Here is a 12,356-nt window from a genome sequence, read left to right as displayed (position 1 = left end):
TTATTATAATTAGTGTGTTTATTTACATGGCAACCTGCTGTGACAGCAGTTTTTGAAGTTTACCGTTTAATGTTTGGCACATGGCACCATTTCCCATTGCTTGATAGCGTTTAATACGGTACTGTAACATCATAATTTTTTCATTTGCATTCTTTTTCATAATTTGTTTCCTCTTTTTTTGCCCTCCACGTTTTGAAGAGCGGTTTTACATCTTGTTTTCTCTAATAACACTGCAAAGATACAAATTGTTTTCGAATTATATGCTGTAAAACATAAAAATCTTCTTTTTCTTTTGAATTTTCTTTTTATAAGGGTTCGAACACGGTCTATATTACAAACCTGTTACAAAATTCCCGGATTTTCCCATCAATGACAATATTATTCTTATCTATCACATTTTTATGTACTTATCTAGGTATTCAGAAAATATTCTTCTATTTTTGTCAGTCAGCAACCTTATTAATAGAATAAACCAAACACTTATATGAAAACATTCACCCATCTTTTGTGCGTCCTGATTTTGTCGATTGTACTGTTTGCTTGTAACAATGCTCACTTCCTCAAAGAAGAATCCTACCGGAATCAAGTAGCTCAAGACTTTGAGCAGAAAAAACAGGCACTTCCTCATGGAGATTTATTTGCGATCTTTGCCGATTCTATTTTGTCAGTCTACGAGCGCGAAGCATTGATGTTTCTCTACGCTTATATGCCAATAGGGGATGTGACGGATTATCCGGGAGATTATTACTTGGAGAATGTCCGGCTGTCGAAGCAGACACGTGACGAGATGCCTTGGGGCAAAGAGATTCCCGATGAAGTGTTCCGTCATTTTGTTCTGCCGATCCGAGTGAATAACGAGAATCTGGATGATTCCCGTCGTGTGTTTTATGATGAACTAAAAGACAGGGTGAAGGGACTGCCGATGAAAGACGCGATATTGGAGGTGAATCATTGGTGTCATGAGAAAGTAGTCTATCGTCCGAGTGACGCGCGTACCAGCTCACCATTGGCATCCGTCAAAACAGCGTATGGGCGTTGTGGCGAAGAGTCTACATTTACGGTGGCTGCGCTCCGGGCAGTCGGTATTCCGGCACGACAAGTGTATACGCCCCGCTGGGCGCATACGGATGACAATCATGCTTGGGTGGAAGCATGGGCGGATGGGCATTGGTACTTCTTCGGCGCTTGTGAACCGGAACCGGTTTTGAACCTGGGATGGTTTAATTCCCCTGCCAGTCGGGGAATGTTGATGCATACCAAGGTTTTCGGACGTTACAACGGTCCGGAAGAGATTATGCTTGAAACACCCAATTACACAGAAATCAATGTGATTGATAATTATGCCCCTACTGCCAAAGCTATCGTAACGGTGACGGATGCCGACGGTCAACCGGTAGCAGATGCCAAAGTCGAATTTAAGATATACAATTATGCGGAGTTTTATACAGTAGCCACGAAATATACAGATGCAGAGGGGAAAGCCAGCCTGACTGCCGGTAAAGGAGATATGTTGGTTTGGGCATCCCGCAACGGACAATTTGGTTATGCCAAAATCTCATTTGGAAAAGATGATGCATTGCAACTCTCTTTAAATAGGAAAGAAGGTGAAGTCTATTCCTTGCCAATGGATCTTGTACCTTCGGTGGAAGGAGCGAATATTCCCGAAGTCACTCCCGAACAACGGGCGGAAAATGATCGGCGGATGGTGCAGGAAGATTCAATCCGCAATGCGTATGTAGCAACAATGATGACGGAAAAACAGCCCAAAGAGTGGATAGATAAACTATATGGAAATACCTTACAACCGGAAAAGAAAGAAAAATTAGTAAACTTCCTGGTTGCTTCGCGAGGAAACCACCAAACCTTGAAAGACTTCCTTTCGCCTATCCGAAAAGAGAAAGACGCTGTTTCATGGGAAGAAATACGGGCTATATGGATATTAGAGAGTCTTTCGGCTAAAGATCTCCGCGATGTAACTCTGGATGTATTGAATGATCATCTGCTGACTAATATCTCGGATTGGGAGAAGATAGAGACTGATTTATTTAAAAGAATGTACCTCAATCCTCCTCGTATAGCCAATGAGATGTTGACTCCTTATAAGAAGGTACTTCGTGAAGCCATTGAAAAAACAGTGTACCAGTCTGTGCCCGATAGCATGAAACGTGATCCCAAAGTATTAATAGAATGGTGCAGAAAAGAGATTAAAATCAATAATGAACTGAATTCTCAACAGATTCCTATTTCTCCGATGGGAGTATGGAAAGCACGGGTGGCTGATGAAAAGTCGCGTGACATATTCTTTGTGGCAGCTTACCGGAGCATGGGATGGGCGTCCGCTGCCTGGATTGATGAAGTGACCGGAAAGGTGCAGATTCTAAATGAAGAATTTGCAAAGGAAGATGTCAACTTCGATACGGCAGAAGCTGCACAGTCTCGAAAGGGAGTATTGCAAGCTACTTATACTCCTATCCGCTCTGTGGAAGATCCTAAATATTATTCGCATTTCACTCTTTCCAAGTTTAAAAACGGCACATTCCAGTTGCTTAATTATGACGAAGGAGAGACGGATATGGGGGATGGAACTACCTGGCGTAATTTGTTAAAATATGGGAGAGAGCTTGATGAAGGCTATTATATGATGGTGACCGGAACTCGGTTGGCAAGTGGCGCGGTGCTTTCCAACAGTACATTTTTTACTATAGAACCCGGTAAGACAACCACCGTTGACCTTGTGATGCGTGAAAGCAAAGATCAGGTGCAAGTGATCGGCAATTTTAATTCGGAAGCGACCTATCGTCCGGTTGACAACACTGAACAGCGGAGTATTCTGCAAACCTGTGGACGTGGCTATTTTATAGTAGCTGTGCTTGGAGTAGGGCAGGAACCTACCAATCATGCGCTAAGAGATATAGCCGCTTTGGGCAATGACTTCGAACAATGGGGGCGTAAGATGGTCTTTCTTTTTCCTTCGGAAGAACAATACAAGAAATTTAATGCCGACGAATTCAAAGGACTTCCGTCTACCATCACTTACGGTATTGATGTCGATGACAGCATCCGCAAAGAAATAGTGCAGGCTATGAATTTAAACAATTCTATTCTGCCAGTGTTTATCATTGCAGATACATTTAATAGGGTAGTCTTTGTTTCTCAAGGATATACAATCGGTTTGGGTGAGCAATTGATGAAAGTTGTACATGGGTTATAGAAAAGAGGAGGTATACAATAATCGTTAATTCTTGCCCTTAATGCGTTTTTTCGGAAAAGAATGATTACGTTTGCAGCAAATTATGACTAAGTACATTTTTTGCATATTAGCATGTGCATTTCTGGTATTGGGATTTAGTAATGTTTCCAATAAAGAATTGCAGGGATTTCAGAAAAAAACTGAAACCTCGTCTAATGACATGCGATATGAAGCAGTGTCATGCTGTTGCGTTTCTTCTGCCGGCTTCGACAAGCCAGGTAAAGATTCTCATTCGCAGTTTGTTGACGAGACATCCACTTGTAATGTTAGTGACTGCATTTTTGACAATATCTCTTTTCCGAGAAGCATTGTTCCTTTCAAGAACCTGAAGTTCAATACCAATACTGTCATTATACAGATATTGAGCTCTCTGAATGTTATGCTTCCGGAGAATCGTTTGGGGCATACCGGCCTTGATGTCAATTACACTAAATATTCGTGTAAGTATTACGTCTATACATTGGCGCATATTCTCATTTAGACTATATTCTTATCTTTGGGTAAGGTGAGGTGCCTATTCAGATCCTCCATCTACCATCATTTTCTTTATTTATTATCTTAGTTTTATTCATGTTAACATGGAAAACAAAGAATGTATTTCCTATGACTTGGAACAAAGGACGGATATTGATGTGTCTGTCTTTAAGGATTAAAATATTGTGTTCCCGTTGTGAAACGGGAGTTACGTCGTATAAAAGCAAGGATATTTGAATAAGATTATACAACCTAATTTTTTATATTACTATGATTCATTTATTACTATCTACTCTTGCGATGATGGGGCTTACGTTCCTCATCGGTTTTTTTGTCGCTGCGGTCATTAAGTTGATTGCCTATGCGGCCGATTCATTTGATTTTTATAGTTCTCACCGTTTGGAGCTACTCCGTTTGCGACGCTGGCGTCAGCATCGGCAAAAGGTGGAGAGATTAGTCCGACAGATTCCCATTGCAGATGAAGATGCTTTGGGAGATTTCCGTGAAGATTACAGTAAGGGGATCGACAGAAACTTTACTGGCTATTCCGGCTATTATCATGGCGTGAGTCCGGGAGCTTCTGAAAATAATCTGATGAATTATTATTATTCACAGGATACCCGCGAATTCTTTCTTCGGGAAGAAGAGCAGGCGCATGTCAATAAGAAGAACTCAAAGAAACTTACTAACAACAAACAATAAAAGAAAACTAATTTATGGAAAATATAGATTTTGCTACCTTGTTTCAAGGTATTGGTACAATGATGGCAAGCGGATGGGTGCTTGCTTCTGCAAGAGTTTTTTTAGTACTTCTCGGTTTGTTACTGATCTATTTAGGCTGGAAAGGTATACTCGAACCGATGGTAATGATTCCGATGGGATTGGGAATGGTAGCTATCAACTGCGGAACCCTCATTATGCCTGACGGTACACTGGGTAATCTCTTTCTCGATCCGATGCTTTCAGATACGGATCAATTAATGAATACTATGCAGATAGATTTCCTGCAACCTGTTTATACCCTGACGTTTAGTAACGGGCTGATAGCTTGTTTTGTCTTTATGGGTATCGGGACGCTTCTAGATGTCGGCTTCCTGCTTCAGAAACCATTTGCAAGTATATTTCTGGCTTTGTGCGCAGAGCTGGGCACTTTTCTGACAGTACCTATTGCTTCTGCTCTTGGTCTGACTCTGAAAGAAAGTGCATCTGTGGCTATGGTGGGTGGAGCCGACGGACCAATGGTGTTGTTTACTTCGTTGGCATTGGCAAAGCATCTCTTTGTTCCTATTACGGTGGTTGCTTATCTTTATTTGGGCTTAACGTATGGAGGCTATCCTTACTTGGTAAAACTTTTGGTTCCCAAACGCTTCCGCGCTATTAAGATGGTGACAAAGAAAGCTCCGAAGAATTACGATGCTAAAGTGAAACTGGCTTTCTCTGCTGTTCTTTGTGCTATTCTCTGTTTCTTGTTCCCGGTAGCTTCTCCTTTGTTTTTCTCTTTGTTCCTAGGTGTTGCTGTTCGTGAGTCGGGTATGAAACATATCTATGATTTTGTGAGTGGTCCGTTGCTTTATGGTTCCACTTTTATGTTGGGCGTACTGCTCGGTGTACTTTGTGATGCACATCTGTTGCTCGATCCGAAGATCTTGAAACTATTAGTATTAGGTATTGTAGCATTATTACTTTCCGGTATCGGAGGAATAATCGGAGGATATATCATGTATATTATTAAACGGGGTAATTACAATCCGGTAATCGGTATTGCAGCTGTTAGCTGTGTACCTACTACCGCGAAGGTTGCACAAAAGATTGTAAGCAAAGATAATCCGGACTCATTTGTTCTGGGAGATGCTTTGGGAGCTAATATCTCGGGAGTAATTACTTCGGCTATTATTACTGGTATTTATATTACGATAATTCCATATTTATAAATAAAAGTATAGCAGTTTTTTGAGATACTGTTGGTAATGATGCAAAAAAGAAATGGTGAACAAAAGGCTTGAAGGCTGTATGTTCACCATTTCTGTCTTGTATTAGTACTATTATGAAGCGATATCTCATCCCTTGCTGCCATATTTATCCATGTAAAGCGGCATCAATCGTTTCTTTTACTCTTCGTATGGAAGTTACATTTCGTTCGTACTCATTGATGTGTACTGTTCCTCCCATGGAGACAGCTTCATTTTTGAATATCATTTCGCTCTGAATACTTTCACGTGCCGAGAAATGAAACTCGTTGATTCCGGTTTCTGCGGCAATGCGTGCGATATTATTTTCATTTACTCCGCATCCGGCGAGTAACATGATTCTTCCGGCAGCCTGTTTCTGTGACTCTTTTAAAAGGGGGATTCCCTGTTCAGCCGTAGGTTGCTGACCGGAAGTCAGAATACGGTTACATCCCAGTTTGATGATCTGTTCCAATGCTCTCTGCGGGTTACGGCATACATCAAATGCCCGGTGAAAAGTCACAGATAGCCCTTGAGCTGCTTCCATTAGTTTCTGCATTGCTGGCAAGTCTACTTCACCCTCTGCTGTCAGGCAACCGAATACCACTCCGTCTGCCCCTAATTTCCGTGCAATTTCAATATCTTTCAGCATTGTCCGGATTTCGATATCCGAATACAGAAAATCTCCTCCACGAGGCCGGATAATAACGTGCAGGCGGGTATGAGTCAGTACTTCCCTTGCGATGGCGATCTCACCATAGGAGGGCGTTGTTCCACCTTCCGGTATTCCGGCACACAGTTCCACACGGTCTGCACCACCTTTCTGTGCGGCCAGGCAACTTTCCACTGAATTGGTACAAATCTCAAATTGATACTTTCCCATAGTCGTGTATTAAAAAAGGGCGAATTTCTTCGCCCTTATATGAATCTTCTTTTGAATCGTTACGTTATTTAGCGAAACTTACCGCACGTGTTTCACGGATGACGGTAATCTTCACTTGTCCCGGATAAGTCATTTCATCCTGGATCTTCTTGGCGATTTCACCTGACAGGCTTTCTGTCTGCTTGTCGTCAATCTTATCTGCACCAACGATAACGCGGAGTTCGCGTCCTGCCTGGATAGCATACGTCTTTGTTACACCCGGATAAGCCATTGCCAGCTGTTCGAGATCGTTCAGACGCTTGATATAAGCCTCTACGATTTCGCGGCGTGCGCCCGGACGTGCACCGGAGATGGCGTCACAAACCTGTACGATAGGAGCCAGCAGACTGGTCATTTCTGTTTCGTCATGGTGAGCACCGATAGCGTTGCAGATATCCGGTTTTTCTTTGTATTTCTCGGCAAGTTTCATACCCAACAATGCGTGCGGCAATTCCGGTTCTTCATCAGGCACTTTACCAATATCATGCAGCAAACCTGCACGTTTTGCTTTCTTCGGGTTCAGTCCCAGTTCTGATGCCATCACAGCACAAAGATTGGCTGTTTCGCGTGCATGCTGCAACAAGTTCTGACCGTATGAAGAACGATATTTCATCTTACCGATGATACGGATCAATTCAGGATGCAGACCGTGGATACCCAAGTCGATGGTAGTACGTTTACCCGTTTCGATAATTTCTTCTTCCACCTGTTTGCGTACTTTAGCTACCACCTCTTCGATACGGGCCGGATGGATACGTCCGTCAGTCACAAGCTGATGCAGGGCCAAACGGGCAATTTCACGGCGAACCGGGTCGAAGGCAGAAAGAACGATTGCTTCCGGGGTATCGTCTACAACGATTTCAACACCGGTAGCAGCTTCCAGAGCACGGATATTACGTCCTTCACGTCCGATAATACGTCCCTTGATTTCATCCGATTCGATATGGAATACTGTAACAGAGTTTTCAATGGCAGTTTCCGTAGCCACCCGTTGGATAGACTGGATAACGATACGTTTGGCTTCTTTGCTGGCAGTTAATTTAGCATCATCCATAATGTCGTTGATGAATGATTGTGCCTGCGTTTTAGCTTCTTCCTTCAGTGATTCTACCAGGCGTTCTTTGGCCTCTTCGGCAGACAATCCGGAGATTGCTTCCAGTTTATCGATTTCCTGCTGTTGCAGTTTATCGAGTTCTTCTTTTTTCTTGTCAACAATCACAAGTTGCGCTTCCAGATTCTCTTTTACCGCTTCGGCTTCCATCTTTTTACGTTGGATTTCTTCCTGACGCTGGCTAAGTACCATTTCACGTTGCTTCAACTTGTTTTCCGCTTGCTGAATCTTCTGATTCCGCAATGCTACCTCCTTTTCAAGGTCCGCTTTCTTATTCAGGAATTTCTCCTTCACTTCCAGCAGCTTGTTTTTCTTAATTACTTCCGCTTCCGTCTCCGCTTCTTTCAGGACATTGTCGTATTTGGATTTCAGTACATACCGGAATAGTATATATGAAAGGACTCCTCCTACGATGAAGCAAGCAATTGCTGTTGCTATTATTGCTATCATTCTACATTTAATTTAAGTATATAAATAAAAACGCACCGCCAAATATCAAAGCAATTATTTTTGCTTGGATATTGTGCAGTGCGTGGTTGTTTTATCTCTTATCAGCGAATAGCCGGTCGGGGATTTATTCTTCCTTAAAATAATCCTCCAGCAATTCTGTCAGTTCTTTTACCTTCTCCACATAGGGGCTGGTATCATTACGTTGCATCAATTGCAGTCTCTCTAACGAGAACTGATAGGCTACCATGGCAATAATTTTTTCGGGTTCCAGATTTTTATAGACTTCCCGATACTTATTAAGCCTGATATTTACCTGCTTGGCGGCTTCCCGTACCATTTGTTCTTCCTCACGGTTGATGGTTAACGGGTAGTTTGAGTCTGCTATCTGCAGGTTTATCTTTATTTTATCGTTCATACATCTTCTTCTTATTCATTCAACAAAGCGATGCATTTATCGACTTCACGCACTAATTTTGACAATCGCAGCTTCGTCTCTTTTACGTCGCTGCCGTTAAGGCTGATTGCCGTAGCTGTTTTTAGGTTTGTATAGCTGACTTCCAATTCATCGTATTGAGCTTGTACCTTCTCGTTTTTCAGCTTTTCATTTTCGAGAAGCTTCTTCAACTCGGCATTTTCACGCTTAAGTTCATCGTGCAAATAAATCAAATGCCGTAGTTGCGTTTCAAAGGAATTCAATAACTTTTTTTCTTCTTCTGTCATCACTACACCAAAATTGTACACAAAAATACGATTAACTCTGATATTACAAAAACTTTTCGGGAGAAAATGTTCTTTTTAGCCTAAATTAGCTATGAACGGAGGGAAAAGTAGAGTATTGCATAGGAAGCAAATACAGACTGCTTATAATATTATGGTATATTTTAAATTAATGCGAATTAGTAATTGAAAATGAATTGTCATTCATTTTTGTACGATTCTGAATCATTACAAAATCGATTAAATTTTTCTACTGGGTATTTATTTTCAATCTTTCTATTTCTTCTTTCACCTTTTCTCTGTCTCTTCGATGAATAAGGAGTTTGCGGGTGAAGAGTAACAATTTCACCATCTCTTCACCTGTAGCGAGTAGTTTCAAAAATAGTTTCAAGGCTTGAAACAATCTGTTTCACACCGAGAAACACTTCGTTTCGCTACTTGAAACAAAGTGTTTCCCGCCTTGAAACTTTTAGTTTCAAACAAGGTTGAAACTAATTACGAAATAGCTTTACTAATTTTACTCAATGGTGGAATCTGGAGGCTGCAATTTGATTTGATTCACGATGAAGAGCAGGTGAAGGGGCGGCTATTCACCTACAAACTGCTTGTTTATCGGCCATACAGAAGAAAAGTGAAGGAGCTGGAAGAATTGGACGTATTATAGAGAAAGAGCATTGAATGATTCAAAACTGTATAAATCTGAATTCTTCTTTTTTTGTTGGTATCGTATAAGATTACTATTCAGCAAACTTTTGTAACTTCGGTATGTTTTTCAGGAAAGTATTAAGATATAATATCTGGTAGATAAGTCATTAATATACCTCCAAACGTGGCGTCGATGCACGCATTTTGATTTCCGCATCCAACACGATTGAATGATTGGGAGATGCCGGATCTTTGATTTTCTCTAAAATAAGTTCGGCAGCTTTTCTCCCCATCTGGTACAAAGGCGGTTCTACTGTAGTCAATTTGGGATAGACTATGTTGGAAAGTTCAGTTCCTGAAAAACTGGCTACGGCGATTTCTTCGGGTATTTTTTTCCCAAGTTCCCTCAATCTGTTCATAGCTCCAATGGTCAATGTTTCCGTAAAAGCGAAAATAGCATTGAAAGGAATATTTCTTTCCACTAATATATCCGCAGCTTTTTTCCCTTCTTCAAAAGTCATACCGGTTTTTATCAGCATATTATTCTTATCAAAAGGAATCCCGAATTTAGCCAAAGCGTCTTTGTATCCTCTGACACGTTCTATGGAGTTGTAAATATCGTCCGGTCCCTGTATATGAACAATCTGTTTGCGTCCGCTTCGGATCAGACTTTCTACAAGAAAGAATGACTTCATATAATCGTCCACTATTACCTGCGGGACTTCAAGTCCATAGGGAATACGATCATAGAACACCATAGGCATTCCCGCTTGCTGCAAACGAGCATATTCCTCCTTATTCCTTTTATAACTGCAAAGACAGATGATGATGCCATCCACCATGAATCCTTCCATCAGTTGCAGGTTCTCTTTTTCTTTTTCCGGATCTCCTCCCGACTCTGCAATAATCACCTTTATATTTTTGGTGTGAAGCACTTCTTGTATGCCGTTTATTACTCGTGAAGCAAACGGCGTAACCATTTCAGGAACGATCACTCCCACGGTATTGGTATGTCCGTATTTAAGGTTGATTGCTACAGGGTTGGGTCTATATCCCAATCTTTTAGCTGCTTCTATCACCTTTTCTTTCGTTTCTTTACGGATATTCTTGTCATCTCCCAATGCACGAGATACAGTGGAGACGGATATTGACAAATGTCGAGCGATGTCTTTTATGGTTATATACTTCATGCTGAATGATTGTTTAAATCAAAGCAAAGATATTGATTTCAAACAATAAATCCTAATATTGGAGTAAAATACGAATCCCATTTGCCTTTGTGTAATGCTTTTGTAACGTTTGCAGATTTTGGGAACGTTCCCGCAATCGTTTGCAGGCAAAAGAGTTAGGAAAAAACTTTTTTTCAAGCTCTTGTTCTTTATCTTTGCTACATCAACATGATGTCGAACTAAAGAAAAAGAACTATGAAAACACACCTCTTTTCTTATAAGTGCGGTCGAAAGCACATCAAAGTTTACCATCTATTTGAATTGGTAATAATTAAAGGATAAAAAACGGTCATGGACAAGAAAGTACGAAGTATAGAAATTTCGAAACGGGTTCCAATTGTGGGCAACTATGATGTAGTTGTCTGCGGTGGTGGGCCAGCTGGTTTCATTGCGGCCATTGCGGCTGCTCGCAGTGGTGCGAAAACTGCTGTTGTGGAACAATATGGGTTTTTAGGTGGAATGGCTACAATGGGGCTTGTTACTCCTTTGAGTGTTTTCACCTATAATAGTGAAAAGGTGATAGGCGGTATTCCATGGGAATTTATCGAACGGCTGGAGAAGATGGGAGGCTGTATCATTGAGAAACCTCTTGGCAATGTAGCTTTTGATCCGGAGCTTTACAAGCTTTTATGCCAGCAAATGATGCTGGAAGCCGGCGTGGATATGTATATGCACTCTTACTTAAGCGGTTGTCAGGCAAAAGACGGCAAAATATCCTGTATCCTCTTTGAGAATAAGAATGGGACAGAGGCCATTAGTGCCGATATGTATATCGACTGCACTGGGGATGGTGACCTTGCCGCTATGGCGGGTGTTCCGATGCAAACAGATGAATGTAAACCGCTGCAACCTCTTTCCACTTATTTTATATTAGGCGGTGTGGATACAGATTCGCCCATGATAATTGATGCCATGCACCATAATAAACAAGGGCAGAATTGTCATTGCATTGCAGTTCGTGAGAAACTTTTGGCAATGAAAGAGAAGCTTGGTATCCCCGAATTCGGAGGTCCTTGGTTTTGCACCACTCTTCGTCCGGGCGAAGTAACGGTTAATATGACCCGTACTGCAGGAAATGCCATTGATAATAGAAATTTTACCGCAGCGGAATGTCGCTTACGGGAAGACGTATTTAAAATAGCACGAATCTTTAAAGAGAACTTTGAAGAGTTTAAAAACAGTTATGTGACGACCGTCGCCGTACATGCCGGTATTCGTGAGACACGTCGTATCAAAGGTGTACATACCATTACAGCAGAAGAATATGTGAATGCTTATAAATATCCTGATAGCATATCACGCGGCGCACATCCTATAGATATCCATGTGGCAGCAGGTGCGGAACAGAGCGTGACTTTCCTTAAAAAAGCGGCGTATGTACCTTATCGCGCTCTTATAGCTGAAGATTTTTCGAATCTGCTCGTAGCGGGACGCTGTATTAGTGCTGATAAGACTTCCTTTGCGTCACTTCGCGTTCAGGCAAGTTGTATGGGGGTAGGACAAGCCGCAGGAGTGGCAGCCGCACAATGTATAAAGGCAGGTGTGACCGTACAAAAGGCTGATATTCACAATCTCATAGAGGAATTGAAGAAACTTGGAGCAATTATATAAA

General features: G+C 41.6%; 12 protein-coding genes. 6 read left to right on the top strand and 6 right to left on the bottom strand.

The annotated features are described in order from the left end of the window. Window positions 1-22: 22 nt before the first annotated feature. Window positions 23-160 (bottom strand): hypothetical protein, encoded by a 138-nt coding sequence (locus N5O98_RS14225; RefSeq protein WP_004301914.1) that lies wholly within the window; start codon window positions 158-160, stop codon window positions 23-25. 324 nt (window positions 161-484) lie between these two features. On the opposite strand from N5O98_RS14225, the gene N5O98_RS14220 reads away from it, so the two are divergent. From N5O98_RS14220 to N5O98_RS14205, 4 genes are all read left to right on the top strand, one after another. Then, window positions 485-3,211 carry a transglutaminase domain-containing protein gene (locus N5O98_RS14220; protein ID WP_118161402.1) on the top strand — a complete coding sequence of 909 codons (2,727 nt, stop codon included), beginning with the start codon at window positions 485-487 and terminating at the stop codon, window positions 3,209-3,211. Window positions 3,212-3,293: 82 nt separating this feature from the next. Beyond that, window positions 3,294-3,731 carry a hypothetical protein gene (locus tag N5O98_RS14215; protein WP_008645296.1) on the top strand — a complete coding sequence of 146 codons (438 nt, stop codon included), beginning with the start codon at window positions 3,294-3,296 and terminating at the stop codon, window positions 3,729-3,731. Window positions 3,732-3,994: 263 nt separating this feature from the next. Then, window positions 3,995-4,426, top strand: coding sequence for a hypothetical protein (locus N5O98_RS14210; protein ID WP_008021027.1), 432 nt, complete (start codon window positions 3,995-3,997; stop codon window positions 4,424-4,426). 14 nt (window positions 4,427-4,440) lie between these two features. After that, entirely contained in the window at window positions 4,441-5,655 is a 1,215-nt protein-coding gene (locus N5O98_RS14205; RefSeq protein ID WP_004308326.1) for a sodium ion-translocating decarboxylase subunit beta, read from the top strand. A gap of 145 nt (window positions 5,656-5,800) precedes the next feature. On the opposite strand, the gene N5O98_RS14200 is transcribed toward N5O98_RS14205, so the two are convergent. The 4 genes from N5O98_RS14200 to N5O98_RS14185 all read right to left on the bottom strand — a co-directional run bounded on the left by N5O98_RS14200 (window position 5,801) and on the right by N5O98_RS14185 (window position 8,894). Then, a complete protein-coding gene (locus N5O98_RS14200; protein ID WP_004308325.1) occupies window positions 5,801-6,553 on the bottom strand; it encodes a copper homeostasis protein CutC in 753 nt (250 codons plus the stop codon). Between the two features lie 64 nt (window positions 6,554-6,617). Then, window positions 6,618-8,153 (bottom strand): ribonuclease Y, encoded by a 1,536-nt coding sequence (gene rny, locus N5O98_RS14195; protein ID WP_004313412.1) that lies wholly within the window; start codon window positions 8,151-8,153, stop codon window positions 6,618-6,620. 124 nt (window positions 8,154-8,277) lie between these two features. Beyond that, window positions 8,278-8,568 carry a cell division protein ZapA gene (locus tag N5O98_RS14190; protein WP_004304741.1) on the bottom strand — a complete coding sequence of 97 codons (291 nt, stop codon included), beginning with the start codon at window positions 8,566-8,568 and terminating at the stop codon, window positions 8,278-8,280. An 11-nt stretch (window positions 8,569-8,579) separates the two neighbouring features. Continuing rightward, a complete protein-coding gene (locus N5O98_RS14185) occupies window positions 8,580-8,894 on the bottom strand; it encodes a hypothetical protein (protein ID WP_004304743.1) in 315 nt (104 codons plus the stop codon). A gap of 436 nt (window positions 8,895-9,330) precedes the next feature. On the opposite strand from N5O98_RS14185, the gene N5O98_RS14180 reads away from it, so the two are divergent. Beyond that, window positions 9,331-9,534, top strand: a complete 204-nt coding sequence (locus N5O98_RS14180; protein ID WP_032811806.1) for a hypothetical protein — start codon at window positions 9,331-9,333, stop codon at window positions 9,532-9,534. A 148-nt stretch (window positions 9,535-9,682) separates the two neighbouring features. Here the strand turns inward: N5O98_RS14180 and N5O98_RS14175 are convergent, their stop codons facing one another. Further along, entirely contained in the window at window positions 9,683-10,705 is a 1,023-nt protein-coding gene (locus N5O98_RS14175; protein ID WP_118161401.1) for a LacI family DNA-binding transcriptional regulator, read from the bottom strand. Between the two features lie 330 nt (window positions 10,706-11,035). Here N5O98_RS14175 and N5O98_RS14170 point away from each other — a divergent pair, with 330 nt between their 5' ends. Next, window positions 11,036-12,355, top strand: a complete 1,320-nt coding sequence (locus N5O98_RS14170) for an FAD-dependent oxidoreductase (RefSeq protein ID WP_004308317.1) — start codon at window positions 11,036-11,038, stop codon at window positions 12,353-12,355. Window position 12,356 lies beyond the last annotated feature (1 nt).

The organism is Bacteroides sp. LFL-34 (assembly GCF_027257075.1).
Taxonomy (GTDB): domain Bacteria; phylum Bacteroidota; class Bacteroidia; order Bacteroidales; family Bacteroidaceae; genus Bacteroides; species Bacteroides ovatus.
Note: the sequence above shows the minus strand (reverse complement) of the source record. Positions and strands in the feature narration are given on the sequence as shown.